Origin of the sequence: Streptomyces coeruleofuscus (assembly GCF_039532725.1) — a bacterium.
Classification (GTDB): domain Bacteria; phylum Actinomycetota; class Actinomycetes; order Streptomycetales; family Streptomycetaceae; genus Streptomyces; species Streptomyces coeruleofuscus.
This window is the reverse complement of record NZ_BAAASE010000009.1, coordinates 110498-127443: the sequence shown is the minus strand read 5'-3', so window position 1 is coordinate 127443 and position 16946 is coordinate 110498. Positions and strand designations below refer to the sequence as shown.

The 16946-nt window shown below is 70.0% G+C and carries 15 protein-coding genes; 7 read left to right on the top strand and 8 right to left on the bottom strand.

The features are described from left to right. Positions 1–16: 16 nt before the first annotated feature. The 4 genes from ABFX81_RS31475 to ABFX81_RS31460 form a co-directional block, all read right to left on the bottom strand. A complete protein-coding gene (locus ABFX81_RS31475) occupies positions 17–1204 on the bottom strand; it encodes a serine hydrolase (RefSeq protein ID WP_086851034.1) in 1188 nt (395 codons plus the stop codon). A gap of 95 nt (positions 1205–1299) precedes the next feature. Beyond that, on the bottom strand, positions 1300–2532 hold the full coding sequence (locus ABFX81_RS31470; protein ID WP_086851032.1) for a SpoIIE family protein phosphatase: 1233 nt from the start codon (positions 2530–2532) through the stop codon (positions 1300–1302). 75 nt (positions 2533–2607) lie between these two features. Further along, the gene (locus tag ABFX81_RS31465) at positions 2608–3810 is read right to left on the bottom strand and encodes a family 1 glycosylhydrolase (RefSeq protein ID WP_086851030.1); all 1203 of its coding nucleotides are present in this window, start codon (positions 3808–3810) and stop codon (positions 2608–2610) included. 57 nt (positions 3811–3867) lie between these two features. Next, entirely contained in the window at positions 3868–5217 is a 1350-nt protein-coding gene (locus tag ABFX81_RS31460; protein WP_086851028.1) for a glycoside hydrolase family protein, read from the bottom strand. 179 nt (positions 5218–5396) lie between these two features. Here ABFX81_RS31460 and ABFX81_RS31455 point away from each other — a divergent pair, with 179 nt between their 5' ends. The 5 genes from ABFX81_RS31455 to ABFX81_RS31435 all read left to right on the top strand — a co-directional run bounded on the left by ABFX81_RS31455 (position 5397) and on the right by ABFX81_RS31435 (position 10732). Continuing rightward, positions 5397–6419: a LacI family DNA-binding transcriptional regulator gene (locus ABFX81_RS31455; RefSeq protein WP_346138994.1), complete on the top strand. Its 1023-nt coding sequence runs from the start codon at positions 5397–5399 to the stop codon at positions 6417–6419. An 85-nt stretch (positions 6420–6504) separates the two neighbouring features. Beyond that, positions 6505–7845 (top strand): extracellular solute-binding protein, encoded by a 1341-nt coding sequence (locus ABFX81_RS31450; RefSeq protein WP_086854768.1) that lies wholly within the window; start codon positions 6505–6507, stop codon positions 7843–7845. 63 nt (positions 7846–7908) lie between these two features. Further along, positions 7909–8934, top strand: coding sequence for a carbohydrate ABC transporter permease (locus tag ABFX81_RS31445; RefSeq protein WP_428837227.1), 1026 nt, complete (start codon positions 7909–7911; stop codon positions 8932–8934). A gap of 3 nt (positions 8935–8937) precedes the next feature. Next, the gene (locus ABFX81_RS31440) at positions 8938–9780 is read left to right on the top strand and encodes an ABC transporter permease subunit (RefSeq protein ID WP_086854767.1); all 843 of its coding nucleotides are present in this window, start codon (positions 8938–8940) and stop codon (positions 9778–9780) included. A 46-nt stretch (positions 9781–9826) separates the two neighbouring features. Then, positions 9827–10732 carry an immunity 49 family protein gene (locus ABFX81_RS31435; RefSeq protein WP_346138992.1) on the top strand — a complete coding sequence of 302 codons (906 nt, stop codon included), beginning with the start codon at positions 9827–9829 and terminating at the stop codon, positions 10730–10732. Positions 10733–10859: 127 nt separating this feature from the next. Here ABFX81_RS31435 and ABFX81_RS31430 read toward each other — a convergent pair whose 3' ends face one another. Next, entirely contained in the window at positions 10860–11903 is a 1044-nt protein-coding gene (locus ABFX81_RS31430; RefSeq protein ID WP_086854766.1) for a serine aminopeptidase domain-containing protein, read from the bottom strand. A gap of 131 nt (positions 11904–12034) precedes the next feature. Here ABFX81_RS31430 and ABFX81_RS31425 point away from each other — a divergent pair, with 131 nt between their 5' ends. Further along, positions 12035–12673, top strand: a complete 639-nt coding sequence (locus tag ABFX81_RS31425) for a GNAT family N-acetyltransferase (RefSeq protein ID WP_086854765.1) — start codon at positions 12035–12037, stop codon at positions 12671–12673. Beyond that, on the top strand, positions 12670–13533 hold the full coding sequence (locus ABFX81_RS31420; RefSeq protein ID WP_086854764.1) for a PaaX family transcriptional regulator C-terminal domain-containing protein: 864 nt from the start codon (positions 12670–12672) through the stop codon (positions 13531–13533). The genes ABFX81_RS31425 and ABFX81_RS31420 overlap by 4 nt, the downstream gene beginning before the upstream one ends. Before the next feature lie 139 nt (positions 13534–13672). Here ABFX81_RS31420 and sigJ read toward each other — a convergent pair whose 3' ends face one another. From sigJ to ABFX81_RS31405, 3 genes are all read right to left on the bottom strand, one after another. Next, positions 13673–14584: an RNA polymerase sigma factor SigJ gene (sigJ, locus tag ABFX81_RS31415; RefSeq protein ID WP_086854763.1), complete on the bottom strand. Its 912-nt coding sequence runs from the start codon at positions 14582–14584 to the stop codon at positions 13673–13675. A 124-nt stretch (positions 14585–14708) separates the two neighbouring features. Further along, the gene (locus tag ABFX81_RS31410) at positions 14709–15209 is read right to left on the bottom strand and encodes a nuclear transport factor 2 family protein (protein ID WP_086854762.1); all 501 of its coding nucleotides are present in this window, start codon (positions 15207–15209) and stop codon (positions 14709–14711) included. 196 nt (positions 15210–15405) lie between these two features. Then, positions 15406–16806, bottom strand: coding sequence for a DHA2 family efflux MFS transporter permease subunit (locus tag ABFX81_RS31405; protein WP_346138991.1), 1401 nt, complete (start codon positions 16804–16806; stop codon positions 15406–15408). Between the last annotated feature and the right edge of the window lie 140 nt (positions 16807–16946).

Here is a 16946-nt window from a genome sequence, read left to right as displayed (position 1 = left end):
GGTCCCGCCCCACGTCCTACCTGGCCTGTGCGCTCGGGCCGCGGGTGAGCAGGTCGGCGACCCGGACGATCATCCGGCTCTCCTCGCCGTCGCGGGCGGTCGTCGGGTGGTACGAGAGCACGAAACGGCGTCGCTGGTCACGAGTGGAGAACGCGGCGTTCTTGTAGCCGTACGTCTCGCCGGTCTTGCCCCAGAGGGTCACGCCGTTGACGGTGGCCTGTTGCAGGCCGGTGCTGTAGCGGGCCGGGGAGCCGTCCAGCATGCGCACGTCGTTCGGCGGCAGGGTGAACATCAGCCGAAGCAGCTCAGGCGGGAGCAACTCGCCGGAGAACAGCGCGGCGAGCATCCGGTCGACGTCGCTCGTGGTGGAGATCATGTCGCCTTCGCCGCGGGAGGAAGACGCGTCGTAGGTGGTGATGTCCCGCAGGGTGCCGTCGGCCATCCGCAGGTAGCCGTGCACGTGCCGGCCGTGGATGCGCGGGTCGTCGCCCGGCACGACGGTGCGCGCCAGGCCCAGCGGGCGCAGGACGCGGGCCGTGACGGCCTCCCCGTACGGGCGGCCGGTCACCTTGTCGATGATCAGTGCGGCCAGTACGTAGTTGATGCCGCGGTATTCCTGCCGGGTGCCCGGGGCGAACTTCAGTGGCCCGTGCGTCGCCGTCGCCACCCACTCCTGCGGTGTCCAGTGGTCGAAGCGGTGGCGGAACACCTCCTCCGCGGTGTCCGGCTCCGGGATGCCGACGTGGTCGGGCAGTCCGCTGGTGTGGTTCAGCAGGTGCGCCACGGTGACAGCCGCGAAGCGGGCGGGCAGCAGGCCCGGCAGGACGCGCCGCACCGGGGCGTCCAGGTCGACCCGGCCCTCCGCCACCAGCTGGAGCACCACCGTGGCGACGAAGACCTTGGTGATGCTTCCGATCCGGACCTTGTCACGTACCGTCACCGGCCGCCGCGTACTGAGGTCGGCCACGCCCGAGGTGCCGCACCAGCGGCCGGCCGTGCCGCCGACTCGCAGCTGGGCGGCGGTCGACGGCGGGTGCTCCAGGTCGTCGATCGCCGCCCGCAGGGCGATGGGATCCAGTGGTGGGAGCGGCGCCGACGAGGCGTTGGCGCGGTGCGCGGGCAGTACTGCGGTGGCGGCCAGCGCTGCCGTGCCTGACAGGGCGGCGCCCGCAAAGGCCCGTCGTGACATGCGCGGTGAGGTCATGCCCCTCACACTGTCAGCGGGCACGCACCCGAGCATCGGGGTACATCCCGGAACGACCCCCGATCACACCCTGACCCGTCCCGCACTGTATCCAGCTACAGGCGGATGATGACGAGGGCGATGTCGTCCGGGCCGCCGCCCGCGACGGCGAGGCGGGTCAGCAGCGCGTCGGCCAGCCGGTCAGGGGCGAGGGCGCCGTCCTGGGCCAGGGCTGTGGTGAGGCGGGCCAGGCTTACGTCGATGTCCTCGCCGCGGCGCTCGATGAGACCGTCGGTGTACAGCACGAGGGTGTCTCCCCGGGCGTACGACAGTCCGGCCTGCGGGCGTGGAACGTGGTGCGGGCGGGCTCCCAGCGGCGGATCGGTCGCCTGGTCCAGCAGCTCGCAGGTCCCGTCGCCGCGGAGCAGTACGGGTGGCGGATGCCCGGCGTTGCTGTAGATGATCAGCCTGCTGCGGGTGTCGATGAGTACCTTGACCGCGGTGGCGGCCGTCGCGCCTTCCATGGAGCGGGCGTACAGGCCGAGGACTTCCAGGGCCTGGGCGGGGCTGGGGATGGCGCGGATGACCGCGCTGAGGGCGCTGCGCAGCATGCCCATGACCGCCGCGGCGTGCAGGCCGTGGCCGACGACGTCCCCGACCGCCGCCGAAAGACGGTCGGGAGGCAGATCGACGACGTCGTACCAGTCACCGCACACGTTGAGTGACGTGGTCGCCGGCAGGTAGCGCACGGCGATGGTGTCGCGGTGCCGGTCCAGGTCGGGCACGGAGAGCATGGCTTCCTGCAGGGTCACGGCGACCTGACGTTCACGGGCGTGGGCCTGACGCAGTTCCTCGTTCAGCCGATACAGCTCGCGGGCCCGCACGTACAGCTCGGAGGCCATGCCCTCCTCACGCTCGGTGAGCTCAGTGGTGAGCTCACGCGCCCGGCGCGCCTGGACGAAGGCGGTGACATCCTCGGCCCGCTGGACGATCCACTTCACCGCACCGTCCGGCCCGGGAAGCGGAGTGTGGATCTTGGACCACCAACGCTCCTCGAACGCGCCCGGCCGGTCCGGAGAGGAGATGTCATAGCGCTGCAGTACCAGGGTGTCCGGTACCCCGGTGTCCAGGACCCGGAGAAGTGACGCCTTCCGTTCCACGTCGTCGGGGGCGCCGGGATTCTCGGGCAGTGCGTCGAAGAAGTGCCTCCCGACCAGGTCTTTCCTGGTCCGCCCGGTGGCCGTCAGGTACGCCGTGTTGACGTAGCGGATCACCAGGTCCGCGTCCAGGACCAGGTACGGGCTTGGTGTGGCGTCGAAGAACGCCGTGAAGTCGATGTCCGCTGTCATCGCGGTCTGCTGTCCTCGGGCGCTCTCAGTGCCTGGAGCGCGGCTGTGTACATCCCCACTGTACGCACGAGTCTGTCAGGAGGTGGCCCGGGGCAATGTGCCGGTGCGGGCGAGCCCGCCGAGCCAGGCTGCGGAGGGCTTGGGGGTGCGTGCGAAGGTTTCGGGGTCGACGGAGATGAGGCCGAAGGTGGGTTTGTAGGAGCCCCATTCGTAGTTGTCGAGTGCGCTCCAGTGGAGGTAGCCCTGTACGTCGAGGCCGTCCTCCAGGGCGGCGGAGACTTCCTGGAGTGCCCCGGTGGTGTAGGCGATGCGGCGTGTGTCGTCGTCGGTGGCGATGCCGTTCTCGGTGACGATCAGAGGGACGTCACCGACGATCTCGGCGGTGTGGCGCAGGGCGTGTCCGATGGCTTGCGGGTAGTACTCCCAGCCGGTGAGGGTGCGTTCGGCGTCGTCGGGCGCCGGGATGGGGCCGTCGGTGCTGATCCTCGTGCGGGTGTAGGACTGGACGCCGATCCAGTCGTCGTCGCGGGCGGCTTCGATGAAGACGTCTTCGCGGGGGTGGCTGTAGGCGGCGGTGGCGGCTTCGGCGCCGGGCATGGCCTGGTAGACCTGGTTGGCGACGGACCAGCCGGCCTGGATGTCGGCGGAGATCGCCTTGACGGCGGCTGTCGCGCGGTGGTGTGCCTGGATCAGGGCGTCGGTGGTGGCCTTGTCGGGCAGCACGAGTCCCGCGGTAGGAGGCGCTTCGGTGCCCAGCTCCCGGATCGCGCCCGCGACCGCGATCATGTTGGGTTCGTTGATGGTGCACACGTGCCGTACGCCGGTGCCGATGATCGGCGCGGTCGCCCGCACGTACCGCTCGAACAGGTCGGCGGCGCCGTCCGCGGTCCAGCCTCCGCCTTCGGCGAACCAGCGCGGGACGGTGAAGTGGTGCAGGGTGACCATCGGACGGAGGCCGCGTTCGAGGGCGCCGTCGACCATGCGCCGGTAGTGGGCGATCTCGGCCCGGGAGAAGTGGCCGGGTGCCGGTTCGATGCGGGCCCATTCGATGCTGAACCGGTAGTCGGTGAAGCCGAGTTCGGCGAGCAGATCCATGTCATCGCGCCACCGGTGGTAGCTGTCGGCCGCGTCGCCGCTGGGCTCGGCGATGGAGCCGCCGCTGTGTTCCGTGTGCCACCAGTCGCTGTTGACGTTGTTGCCCTCGATCTGATGGGCGGCGGTGGAGGCGCCCCACAGGAAGCCGTCGGGGAAGCGGAGACCGTCGGCGGTGACGTTCATGGCTGGGCCTTTCCTAGGGTCGTGCCGGGTGTCGGTCAGCGGACGCGGCTCTCGCCGTCAGGGAGTTGAAGGGCCGGGCCAGATGGCCGAGGCGTCGTCGCGGTGCGGGTCGGGAAGCCGGACCGGGCGTACGGGAATGGTGCGTTCGCGTCCTTCGGCGACGGCCTTCCACGGGGCGGGGTGACCGGAGTAGCACAAGGTGGTCAGGGCGAACACACCGTCTGCGTAGACCTCGACGTACTCGCCGATGGTGAGGATGCGCAAGGCGGTGGCGGGTTCGGTCAGGATGGTCTCGCCGAGCCGGCTCCCGTCGGGGCCGGTGGCCCAGAGGCTCTTGCCGTCGCAGCCCACCGCGAGGGCGGGGCCGTCGCCGTCCGGACCGGCGGTGCGCAGGGTGATCTCGACGGGCCCCGTCATGCCGATGTCGCCGACCGCGTGCAGGGCGGGCCGGTCCGTCTCCTCGCCGAGCCAGGCGTCCAGGCCGGGCCACCATGCCAGGCGGGGCGGAGCGTCCTCGCCTGTGACCAGGAGTTTCGGCTGGGTGAGCATGCCACGGCAGCGGTCACCGGCGTCGCTGAGGCCGACGCGGCGGGGCGTGGTGTGCAGCACGACGCGGGAGCCGTCGGGCGCGGCGATGACGCGCGGAGCGTAGGCGCCAGTTGGTCCAAGAGGGCCACGCCGGGTCCAGGGCCCGCGCAGGCGGGGCGCGGTCCAAGCCTCGAAGCCGCGCGTTGCGCCGATGGAGCCGAGCAGCAGCCAGGTGCCGTCGTCGAGGCGTTCCAGGACGGGGCACTCCAGTTCGTCGACGTCGCCGGGGGAGATGAGCGGCGGGTGGACGGTCCAGTGCTCCAGGTCGTCGGAGGTGGCCCAGGCGACGCAGCCGCTGACCTCGACCGGGAGGGAGGCGTCGCTGGCGCAGACGGCCATGACCCAGCCGTCCGACTCGTCGTCGCGTACGACGAACGGGTCGCGCCAGCCCATGCGTTCACCGGTGCGGTACCACCGCGGGTCCGCCTCGGCGACCGGCCCGGTCCCGTGGCGCCGCCAGGCCGTGCCGTCGGTGCGGTCGGAGTACGCCAGCCCAACCGACTGGACCGGCCAGCCGCCCGGCGTGAGCCCGGAGACGCCCGTGTAGAACATCGCCATTCCGTCGCCGTGCCGGAGGGGGTGCATGGTCCACACCGCCTGCTGGTCGAACCGGCCGGGCAGCCCGTTGCCGAAGGCGGTGCCCTGCGGCTCCCAGCGGACCAGGTCGGCGGAGGTCGCCCGGCCGTAGGAGGTCTCCATCCGCAGATGGTCGAACTCCGTTGTCCAGGGCCCCTGCAGATGCAGCACCGCGTACGTGCCGTCCCCGTCCCGCAGCAGGGCGAAGTCGTTCACGCAGAGGCCGGGCGGGGCGTATCGCATGCACAGTTCCTGTCGCTCCGCAGCGCCCAAACGCGTGCGCTGACGCTTGATAACAAAAGGATCTCTTGAGGATCGGCCCAAGTAAATATGAACGCAAACGCTTGCGCAACAACGAGGGCGGGTTTACGGTCACGTCACCCACAGATCACACCGACGTGAAATCAACGGAGGAACAAGCCGTGACGGCCAGCATCACCGATGTCGCCCGCGCCGCCGGAGTCTCGGCATCCACGGTGTCCCGCGCGCTGCGCGGCCGGCCGGGGGTGTCGGAGGAGGTGCGGGCGCAGATCACGGCCGTTGCCGCACAACTCGGATACACGGCCTCACGTTCCGCGGCGAGCCTGGCCAGCGGGCGCACCTTCACCATCGGAGTCGTGGTCCCGTATGTCGGCCGCTGGTTCTTCGGCACCGTGCTGGACTCCGCAGAGCAGGTGTTCAGCGCCGCCGGGTACGACGTGCTGCTGTACAACCTCGGTTCGCCGGAGACACGCAAGCGTTTCTTCACCAGGCTCCCGGTCCGCAAGCGGGTGGACGCGGTGCTGTCGCTGCTCATCCCCGACGAGGAGGAGTCGGCCGCGCTGCGCTCGCTGGGGGTACCGCTGGCCACCACGGTCGGCGGCACCCGGCCCGGCTTCACCGCCGTCGGCATCGACGACCGGGCCGGCACCGAGAGTGCCGTACGGCATCTGGTCAACCTCGGCCACCGCCGGATCGGCATGATCAGCGGGTCCAGTGGTCCGCTGCACTGGACCACTCCCATCGAGCGGCGCAACGCCTACCTGGACGTGCTGACCGACGCCGGTATCGAGCACGACGCGGCCCTGGAGGCGGACGGCGACTACACCGTCGAGGGCGGCGAGCGGGCCATGACCGAGCTGCTGGCCGTCTCCCGGCCGCCGACGGCCGTGTTCGCGCAGTCCGACGAGATGGCGATGGGCGCCCTGCGTGCCCTGCGCCGCCACCGGCTGAAGGTGCCGGACGACGTGTCCGTCGTCGGTTTCGACGACCACGAACTGGCCGACGTGGTCGGCCTGACCACCGTCGCCCAGCCGGTCGCCGAGCAGGGCGCGGAGGCCGCCCGGCTGCTGCTGCGGCAGTTGGACGACCCGGACGCCGAACCCCCCGCCGAGCAGGTTCGGATGCCCATCCGCCTCGTCCTGCGCGAGACCACCGCCCCGCCGCGCCCCCGCGGACCGCAGTAACCCTCTGAGCCCCACACGCCCACACACTCACGCCGACACCGCACATCAGTCAGTCGAACCCTCGCCACAGCACGGAGGCACAGCCATGAGCCCGACCAGCAGAAAGTACCGCCGCACCGCCTGTACGGGCCTGGCCCTGGCCCCCCTGGTGGCGCTGGCCGCCTGCGGCGGGGGCAGTGGCACCGATGCCTCCGCCGAGGCCGGGAGCGGCAAAGGCACCATCAGCGTCTGGGCCCACCAGGGCCAGAAGAGCGAGGCCGCTGCGCTGCAGAACGCGGTGAAGTCCTTCAACTCCTCGCAGAACAAGATCAAGGTCGACCTGAAGCTGATACCCGAGAAGGACTACACCAAGACCATCACCGCCACCGACGCGGCCGAGCTGCCGGACGTGCTGGAGTTCGACGGCCCGACCATGGCGAACTTCGTCTACAACAAGAAGCTCGCGCCGATCGACACGTACGTCTCCGCCAAGACCATGGACAACGCCACCGCCGCGAGCAAGGCGCAGGGCGAGGTCGAGGGCAAGCACTACGGCCTGGGCATGTTCGACTCCGGGCTCGGCATCTACGGCAACAAGAAGCTGCTGGACGCGGCCGGGGTGAAGTATCCGACCGGCCTGTCCGACGACTGGACCGCCGAGGAGTTCACATCCGCGCTCAAGGCGCTGAAGGCCAAGGACTCCGACGGCAAGACCCTCGACCTCCAGGAGAGCGGCGGCTACGCCAACGAGTGGGGCACCTACGGCTTCGCCCCGATCGTCTGGTCCGCCGGAGGCTCCCTCCTCAAGGACGGCAAGGCGGAAGGCGCCCTCGACACCCCGGCCGTGGCCTCGGCGCTGAAGACCTTCCAGTCCTGGAAGACCTACGTCGACCCCAACACCGACGGCAACGCCTTCGCCAAGGGCCGCGTCGCGTTGAGCTGGGTCGGCCACTGGATGTACCCCGCCTACAGCCAGGGCCTCGGCGACGACCTCGTCGTCCTGCCGCTGCCCGACTTCGGCAACGGCCCCAAGACCGGCCAGGGCTCCTGGGCGTGGGGCATCGGCGCCGACACCAAGAACGCCAAGGCCGCCGGCACGTTCCTGGACGCCCTCCTGAACGACACCAACGTCACCGCCATGACGACGGCCAACGGCGCGGTGCCCGCCACCAAGACCGCGCTCGCCAAGAGCAGCCTCTACAAGGAGGGCGGCCCCCTCCAGCTCTTCGCCGACCAGCTCGCCAAGCCCTGCGGCGACAGCGACATCACCAAGTCCTGCGTCGCCGTCACCCGCCCGGTGACCGCCGGATACCCCGTCATCACATCCAAGTTCAGCGAGGCCCTGAACTCCGTCTACGGCGGCACCGACCCCAAGAGCGCCCTGCAAAAGGCCGCCCGCGCCATCGACCAGGACTTCTCCGACAACGCCGGCTACAAGATCCCGTAGGACCCTTCGGCCGGGGCGGGCCCGCACACCGCGCGCCCGCCCCGCCGGGAACAGGACCCTCCCGTGACATCCGTGGAACCCGCACCCGCCGTGCCACCCGGCCCGGAGCAGGCCCCGTCCGTGACATCAGTGAAGCCCGCGCGGTCGAAGCGATCGACGCCATCGACAGGATCGACGCGGCCGGGCCGCAAGGACCGCGACTGGATGCACGGGCTGCTCATGTCCGCTCCGGCCGTCGTCGGACTCATCGTCTTCGTCGGTGTGCCGTTCGGCTACGCCGTGGTGCTCTCCTTCTACAACGTCCGCCTGGGTTCACCGCTCGAGCCCACCTTCTTCGGCCTGGAGCAGTACCGGCGGCTGTTCACCGACCCGGACTTGTCGGGCCCGTTCTTGCGGGCCCTGCTCAACAACCTGACCTTCGCCGTGGTCGTCGTCCCGGTGCAGACGGCCCTGGCACTCGGACTGGCCATCCTGCTCAACCGCAAGCTCAAGGCCATCGGCCTCTTCCGGTCCCTGTTCTTCATGCCGGTCGTCTTCCCCATGGCGCTGGTCGCCGTGATCTGGCGCCTCATCCTGGCCCGCAGTGACCAGGGCATGCTCAACTCCGCACTGGACGCGGTGAGTTTCGGCAACTGGGGCGCCTTCGACTGGCTCGGCGACGGCGCCACCGCCATGGCCTCACTCATCGTGCTGTCGATCTGGCAGGGCGTCGGCTTTCAGATGGTCATTCTCCTGGCCGGCCTCCAGCAGATCCCGGGGGAGCTGTACGAGGCCGCCGCACTCGACCGCGCCTCCCGCTGGCAGCAGTTCCGCCACGTCACCCTGCCCGGCATCCACGGCACCCTCGTCTTCGTCGCGATGCTCACCTCGGTGCTGTCCTTCCGTGTCTTCGACCAGGTGTACGTCCTAGTCCGCGGCGGCGGCCTGGACGAGGACGCCACCCGCACCGTGATGTACCAGGCCGTCACCACCGCCTTCGACCAGAACAACATCGGCCAGGCGTCCGCGATCACCGTCGTCTTCTTCCTGATCGTCGTCGTCCTGACGCTCATCCAGCGCCGCGTCGTCCGGCCCGGAAACGAGGACTGACCCATGGGCACCACCCCTACGCCCCTGCGCCGCTTCCTGGACTACGCCGTACTCAGCGTGCTGGCCTTCATCTTCATCCTGCCCGTGATCTACCTGTTCCTGGGCAGCCTCAAGCCGTCCGACGAGGTCCTCAACGGCCTGTCCGGCTTCCTCCCCACTCACCTGTCCTTCGACAACTACTCCGCCGTCCTCGACAGCCTCGACTCCGACAGCACCGGCTACTTCTGGCGCTTCATGGGCGTCTCACTGCTGCTGGCGTTCGTCGTCGTCACCGGCGGGCTGTTCGTCAACTCCATGGCCGCCTACGGGCTGTCCCGGCTGAAGTGGCGGGGGCGGAACGCCGTCTTCACGCTCATCCTGCTGCTGATGCTGGTCCCGTTCGAGTCGGTGGCGGTGCCGCTCTTCTACATGTTCAACGACCAGCGCAACACCCTCCCCATCCTGGCGCTGCCGTTCATCGCCAACGCCTTCTCGGTCTACCAGTTCCACACCTTCTTCCGCTCGATCCCGCCGAGCATCGAAGAAGCCGCCCGCATCGACGGCGCGGGCCCTTGGCGCACGTTCTTCGCGATCATCGTCCCGATGTCGAAGCCGGCCTTCGCCTCCGTGGCGATCCTGACCTTCCTCATCCAGTGGGGCTCGTTCCTGTGGCCGGTGCTGATGGTCTCCGATCCGTCGGTGCGCCCGCTGCCGCTGGAGATGAGCGTTTTCCAGGGCCAGGAGCCCCCGGACTGGGGTCAGATCCTCGCCTTCGGCGTCCTCCTGGTCCTGCCCGTCCTGGTGGTCTTCGCCTTCTTCCAGCGGTGGTTCGTCCAAGGCGTCGCCAGCTCCGCCGTCAAGGGCTGAGCCCGCATGCCTCCTTGATGTCAGTGGTGGCTGTCAGGATGAGTGCATGAAGATCAAGGATGTGGCCCGACATGACGTGAGCCGGCAGCGGATTGACCAAGCCCTGGAGGACATCGAGCGGCGGACCCGCCGCCGCTGGCACACGATGCGATATGACTGCTACTCCGATGGGGAACTGCAGGCGATGCGCGACGACCTCCTCGATCACCTCGCCGCCCGCACGCTGACGGATCCCCAACTCGGCACCGCTCCGTCACGCATCGTTCTGCGCACCGCGGCGGAGTGCGCCCTGGGATTCCTGGACCTCGGCTGCTATCCCAACGGTGACCAGAAGATCCTCTTCCCCCTCATCGACGAGAGCATCAGCAGCGAGGAAACGGACTTCGAGGCCGTGGTCGAGCACGCGTCCACCGCGAGGGACTGGCTGGACACCTTCGCGCTGGGTGTGATCAGCGGGATGGTCCGGGAGCGGGACCGCGTCATCGGGCTGCTGCTGCGTGACCACGCATCCGCGATCCACGAGGGGGTGCCGTATTCGAAGCTGGAGTCGAAGTCGGATCCGGGGGAACTGGCGGAGATGGACACTCTTGCCTGCTATCTGACCAAGGCGCGTGGGCATCTGCCTCGGGACTGGCCCTCGGTGACCTTGTGCATGCCGGAGGTCGACGAGCGTCTCGACGGGGCGCTGCGGCTGAACGCCCTTGGCGACCTGACGCCGGATCAGCAGCTGCTGCGCGTGCTCTTGGAGGACGACCAGTCGGCCTTCGAACAGGCTCTGTCGCATCGTCTTGTCCAGCACCGGGAGAGCGCACCTCCCGATGCGGCTCCCCGCAGCCTGCTCCCGCAGAAGACCATCGCCCTGGCCGCACTGGCAGTCCAGGTACACGGCTGGGCGTTGCGCGTCCGATCGGCCTACCTGCCCCAGGCCTTGCTGAGCGCCCCCGAAGGGTGACCTGGACGAGCACGAGGTGACGGTCCGGCGTGCCGACCGCGAGACCCTGCTGCATCCGCGGGTCGGCCACCTGCTTCCCCACGGGGGCAACGGACCCGACGACACGGTGAAGCGGCGCGAACGTGCCTCATCCGCGATCCTTCAGGAACTGTCGCTGGTCGTCCAGGAATCCGTCCGCGAAGAGTGAGCGGGGGGAGAAGAGCGCGGTGAGCGTGGTCTTGACGTCCGACTGCTCGATGGACTGCTTGAGCAGTGAATGGGTCGCCTGCGGGTAGCGCCTGACCGTCAACGCACCGTCTGCGTCCAGCACTTCGCGGTAGACGCGCTCCGTGTCGGCGGTGTCCACGTTGATGTCATGGCCTGCGAGGGTCAGCAGTACCGGTATGCCGCGCAGGGCGCGCAGGTCCCGCGTGGCGTCCGCGGTGTGGTTCTTGGAGATGAAGCTCCAGCGGTCGGCGGTCATGCCGTCCGTTTCACCGCGCGTGGCCTTGACGTACTCCTCGAAGGTCGCGTGGCGTTCCAGCAGTCGGCGGGTGGTGTCGCTCTTGGCGATCGCGGCCTCGGTGCGGGCTGCCGATGCGCCGTCGGCGCGCAGCTCGGCGAGGAGGTTGTAGCGGCCCTGCTGGAGCCAGTTGATCGCGGGCGAGACGGCGATGACGAACTGCACCGGGGTCTGCGCTGCGATCTTCGGCAGGACCCAGCCCGCCTGGCTGGCGCCCCAGAGCCCGATCCGTTCGCCGTCGATGTCCGGGCGGGCGCGCGCCCAGGCGATGGCGGCGGCTGCCTCCTTGGCCCGGTCGTCCATGGATTGGTCGAGCCAGTTGCCGGGTGCGCCTGCGACGCCGGGCTTGTCCCAGGACAGAGAGGCGTACCCGGCCTTGGCGTTCGCTTCCCACATGGGCTTGTAGCCGTCGTCGTGGGTGGCGTCGATGGGACCGTCACCGTGGACGTACACGACCAGGCCGTGCTGCTTGCGGCCGTCCTTGGGGGTGGCCAGTACGCCGTTGAGGGTGTGACCGCCGTGGCGGATCGAGACCCGCTGCTCGTCCATGTCGTAGGAGTGCTGCCACAGCACCACACCGACGCAACCGGCGGCCACGACCAGGACCATGACGAGTGACCACACGACGGTGCGGAGCCCGTGCCGTCGGGGCTGGGTCTTTGCACACATGGGATGACCGCCTCTGTTCGGGTTGGACAGGCACCCAAACTATCAGTGCGGGAACGGTCGTTGTGAATCTGATAGATTTAAGTTCCAGGTTGCAGTGAGAGTTGCAGCGACAAGGGGGGTACGGCATGGCAATGGACGCGACAAGACCCGGAACCGGGCCGGTGACGGTCCAGCGAGGCGTTCCGGTGGGAGCCGAGCGGCGGGCGGCCGAGCTCTACTGGGACGCCTTCGGCCGCAAACTCGGCCCCGCACTGAACCCGCCGGGCAAGGCGGTGCCCTTCATCGCCGCCCACCTGAACGCCGATCGCGCGGTCTGCGCGCTCCTCGACGGGCAACTCGTGGGCCTCGCCGGCTACCAGCTCGGCGGGCGGGCCCTCACCGGGGGGTCGGCCTCCGCCGTGCTGCGCGCGTACGGATGCCTGGGAGTACTGCACCGACTCCCGCTCCTCGCCCTGTTCGAACGCAGGCCGGCCCCCGGACAGCTCGTCATGGACGGCATCGCCGTCGCCCCGGACGTGCGCGGCCGCGGCGTCGGAAGCCTGCTCATCGAGGAAGTGGCCGCCGTCGCGGCGGAGCGGGACTGCCGGGAGATCAGGCTGGACGTGATCGACACCAATCCGCGTGCCCGAGCCCTGTACGAGCGGCGCGGCTTCACGGCCGTACGGACCGAACGCACGCCCTACCTCCGCAGGTTGCTGGGGTTCGGCGCGGTGACCACCATGCACCGCCCAGTCGAGGCGACCGGGCAGAGAGGACCGCGCACGCCGTGACCGACCACGTCGAGATCCCCACCCGCATGCTCGTCCACGCGCTGATCCGGGAGGACGGCACGGTCAGCGCGGACGAGCTGTACACCGTCGCCGCAACCCTCGGCATGAGCGACCAGCAGGTACGGCTGTGCGTCAAACGCCTCGTGGCCGAGAGCCGGTTCACCCACGAGGGCCGCGGTCGCAAAGCAGTGCTGCACGCTACGGAAGCCACCACACAATCCCTGGCTCCCAACGCGGACTTCCTGCGGCACGCATTCCGTCAGGACGCCGGGCTCGCCCCCTGGGACGGCGTCTGGCACCTGGCCGCCTTCGCCGTGCCCGAATCGGCGCGCACGGCCCGGGACGCCCTGCGCGAGACGCTCGTCCACCTCGGCGGCGCCCCGCTCCAGGGCGGACTGTACGTCTGCGCCAACGCCTGGGAACCGTACGTCGAAGACGCGGCACACCGCCTCGGCGCCCACGGCGCGCTCACCCTGCTCAGCACGACGGACCTGCGCAGGGGCGACACCCGAGAGCCTGCCGAACTCGCCCGCCACCTATGGCCCTTGCAGGAGATCGCCGACCGCTACCACCGCCTCAGCCGCATCGCCCGGCCCCGCCTCGACCGGCTCACCGGCTCCGCCGGACTCTCCCCGTCCGAACTGCTCACCATCGCTGTCGAGCTGGCGGCCGAACTCACCCGCGCCATGGAGCCCGACCCGCTGCTGCCGCCTCAGCTCCTGCCCCAGCCCTGGCCCGGCACCCAGGCCCGGGAGCTCATCGCCCGGTGCTGGGCGGCCCTGCCCGAACACGACCACGACGAAGCCCGGCCGACCCTCTTCCGCCTCTACGCCGACATCGCAAGACCGTCAGCCGAATAGTGGGAGCCGGTGACGGGCTCGTACTGTTCTGCGGTGTCTCGGTCGGATTCGGTCAAGATCCAAAAACACGTGCCGGCTGCCGTGGTTCAACGAGGAGGTCACGTCGGGGTCTTGTGGGCGGACGGACGGCCGCGCCCGCTCAGCGCCCCGCCGGCACCCGCCCCAGTTTCTCGGGGTTGCGCACGGCTCCTACGGCCGTGATGCGGGGGAGTCCGTCGGCCATGTCGACGTCTGCGGTGACCACGGCGAACACGCCGGTCGGCGTGGTCAGGACGGCGGCGGGCGCGCCGTCGTACTGCTTGTGCATGCGGACCACCAGCCCGGCCGGATAGCGGCCCGCCGTGGACGCGAAGTACTCGGCGATGGCGGTGGCGCCGTGCAGCGGGACGCGCGGGGTCTCCGCGTGGCCGTTGCCGTCCGCCCACAGCGTCACGTCGGGTGCCAGCACAGCCATGAGCGCCTCCACGTCACCGTCGAGGCAGGCGGCGAGGAAGCGCTCGGTGATCTCACGGGCCTGCCGGCGATCGGGCTCGAAGCGCCGGTTGCGCAGCCGCACATGGCGCCGGGCCCGGCTGCCGAGCTGCCGTACCGCCGTCTCGGTGCGGTCGACCGCCTCGGCGACCTCGGGGAAGCTGAAGCCGAACACCTCGTGCAGCACGAACACCGCGCGCTCCAGCGGCGACAGCGTCTCCATCATCACCAGGACCGCCATGCTCAGCGACTCGCCGAGCAGCGAGGACTCCACCGCGACGTCGGACGAGACCAGCAGCGGCTCGGGCAGCCAGGGCCCCACGTACTCCTCACGCCGGGCCCGGCTGCGGCGCAGCTGGTCGATGGCGGTGCGGGTGACGGCCCGCACCAGATACCCGCGCGGATCGACGACGGCGTCCCGGTCGACGCGCTGCCAGCGCAACCAGGTCTCCTGGACGACGTCCTCGGCGTCGACGACGGTACCGAGCATGCGGTACGAGATGCCGAACATCACCTGCCGGTACCGTTCGAACGGATCCGAGGCCCCGGACGGCTCGGAGACGGCCGTCGCCTCGGCCATGACTCCCCGTTCCCCCAGGATCGGCGCTCGTCGCGCTTGCTCAGTCAACTGACCTGCCGAGTCTACAATCATGACCTTCAACCGCTCGTACCGAATCTTGCCGGGCCCTTGACGAGCGGCTCTGTCACGGACGGTTCTTCGCGGGAGAAGACTGCCGCGCCTGCGACGCGGAGACGATCTCGGGGGCCGGATCGACGGCGTCCGTCACGTACGCCACCGCCCACGCCTCCTTCTGGAGGAAGTGCAGCCCCAGAGTGCTGACCCCGACGACCTGCTCGACGATCCGCCCGTCCTCGATGCGTACGGTGTGCTGCTCGATGCTCGATCCGCGCTCGCCGGTGGGCGCGTTGCCGAAGTACGAGCCGGTGTTGTGCCAGTGCAGCGCGAACCGGAAGGCCGCCCGGGTGCCGTCGGCGCTGTAGAACTCGTCGTGCAGGACGGCACGGACACCGGGGTGGGCGTGGTGGATCTCCTGACAGAACTTCAGCAGGAATTCCACGCCCTTCACCCCCCAGGCGGTGGGTGCGTACATGGTGACGTCCGGGGCGTACAACTTCTCCAGGACAGCCCAGTCCTGATCACCGAGAGCCGTGATGTAGCGCTGGATGACAGTCTTCTCCGACATGGAAATTCCTCCTAGGGAACAGTGCGAAAGGCAGGGATGCTGAGGTCCGGGAAGGGCGGCGAGGGGGGAATTCCTCTAGTCCACGGCCAGGGCAACATCCGCCCCGGCGGCTCCGCGGGCGCTTCCGGCTCCGGTGGCGGGGCCGCGGGCGGCAGGAACAGTGCGAGGGCGGCGGCGACGACGGCCACGGCGACCGTCAGGTCAGGAACAGGCCGTAGCGCACGGCGTCGGTGAGACCGTCGGCGTAAGCCGCGTCCGCGAGCCGGCCGGCCTGCTGCCGCACCTCCTCCGGTACGCCCTTGGCGGCTCGCCGGTTCTGGAGCAGCGCGCCGACCGCCGCCGCGCCGACGACGGCGCCGATCTGCCGGAACGTGGTGAACATGCCGGAGGCGACGCCGGTCAGCCGCGGCGGGATCTCCTGCACCGCGAGGGTGCTGGTGGGCGCGAAGACCAGGCCCATGCCGATGCCGAACACGATCTGGCCGGGGATGATCGCCCACACACCGGAGTCCGCCTGCGCCATGACCGCCGTGAGGGCGATTCCGGAGCCGAAGACCAGCAGCCCGGGGACGAGGATCTTCCGGCCGCCCAGCTTGCCGACCGCGTTGCCCGCCACGGGCGCCACGCACAGCGAGACCAGCGGTCCCGGTACGAGGGCGAGGCCGGCCTCGCCCGCGGAGAGGCCGAGGACGGACTGGAGGTAGAGGGTGAGCGGCAGCAGCACGCCGATGGAGCCGAAGAGCAGCATCGCTCCGAGCGTCGCGGAGACGGTGAAGCCGCGGCTGCGGAACAGATCGAACGGGACCAGCGGACGGCGGTCCTGGCGGGCCCGCTGGTGCAGCGCGAAGAGCCCGAGGAGCGCCACGCCGAGCGCCAGGACCAACGGGATGCTGACGAAGGACTCGATGGTGCCCCAGTCGTAGCGCTCGCCCTCGATCAGCCCGTACACGATCAGGCTGAGGCCGGCCGTGGACAGTACGGCGCCCGGCAGGTCCAGCGAGGTCTGCCGTCCCGTCCGGACATCGGGCACTACGACGAGCGCGCCCACCAGCGCCGCCACGCCGATCGGGACGTTGGTGAAGAAGATCCAGCGCCAGTCCAGGCCGGAGACCAGCGCGCCGCCGACGGTGGGTCCCGCGACGGTGGCGAGGCCCGCGACCGCGGACCACACCCCGAAGGCCGCCCCGCGGCGCTCCGCCGGGAAGACGGCGCTGATCAGAACCAGGGTCTGCGGCATCATCACCGCGGCGCCGAGTCCCTGGACCGCCCGGGCCGCGATCATCTGCCCCGGGGTGTCCACGAACCCGCACACCGCCGAGGCCATCGTGAAGACCGCGAGCCCGGCGGTGAAGGTGCGCCGTGCGCCGAACCGGTCGCCGAGCCGTCCGGAGAGCAGTAGCAGCGCCGCGAAGACCAGCATGTACGCGTTGGCGAACCAGAGGATGTCGTCCAGCGACGCGCCGAGCGCCGCGGCCATCTGGGGGATGGCGATCGTGACGATCGTCGTGTCCAGAAGCGTCATGAAGAAGCCCGCGCAGAGTACCGCCAGCACCAGCCAGGGGTTTCGCTGCCGCGCTTCCGGTGCGTCCGTGCCCATCCCGTCGCCTTTCGTTCGTGGTCGTGGGGGCGCTTCCACAGGACCGACGCAGCCGGGCGCGGAACCGTGACATGGGTGGGGCACCGGATGTGCGGACCGCCCCGACCACGCCCGTGGTGCTGGCCCCTGCGGCGTGGCGG

Bases quoted from the DNA above. Each gene is read 5' to 3' on its own strand.
- ABFX81_RS31440 (WP_086854767.1), top strand. From the start codon at position 8,938: ATGGGCACCACCCCTACGCCCCTGCGCCGCTTCCTGGACTACGCCGTA.
- ABFX81_RS31430 (WP_086854766.1), bottom strand. From the start codon at position 11,903: ATGTGTGCAAAGACCCAGCCCCGACGGCACGGGCTCCGCACCGTCGTG.
- ABFX81_RS31425 (WP_086854765.1), top strand. From the start codon at position 12,035: ATGGACGCGACAAGACCCGGAACCGGGCCGGTGACGGTCCAGCGAGGC.
- ABFX81_RS31435 (WP_346138992.1), top strand. From the start codon at position 9,827: ATGAAGATCAAGGATGTGGCCCGACATGACGTGAGCCGGCAGCGGATT.
- ABFX81_RS31465 (WP_086851030.1), bottom strand. From the start codon at position 3,810: ATGAACGTCACCGCCGACGGTCTCCGCTTCCCCGACGGCTTCCTGTGG.
- ABFX81_RS31450 (WP_086854768.1), top strand. From the start codon at position 6,505: ATGAGCCCGACCAGCAGAAAGTACCGCCGCACCGCCTGTACGGGCCTG.
- ABFX81_RS31405 (WP_346138991.1), bottom strand. From the start codon at position 16,806: ATGGGCACGGACGCACCGGAAGCGCGGCAGCGAAACCCCTGGCTGGTG.
- ABFX81_RS31475 (WP_086851034.1), bottom strand. From the start codon at position 1,204: ATGACCTCACCGCGCATGTCACGACGGGCCTTTGCGGGCGCCGCCCTG.
- ABFX81_RS31410 (WP_086854762.1), bottom strand. From the start codon at position 15,209: ATGTCGGAGAAGACTGTCATCCAGCGCTACATCACGGCTCTCGGTGAT.
- ABFX81_RS31460 (WP_086851028.1), bottom strand. From the start codon at position 5,217: ATGCGATACGCCCCGCCCGGCCTCTGCGTGAACGACTTCGCCCTGCTG.
- sigJ (WP_086854763.1), bottom strand. From the start codon at position 14,584: ATGGCCGAGGCGACGGCCGTCTCCGAGCCGTCCGGGGCCTCGGATCCG.
- ABFX81_RS31470 (WP_086851032.1), bottom strand. From the start codon at position 2,532: ATGACAGCGGACATCGACTTCACGGCGTTCTTCGACGCCACACCAAGC.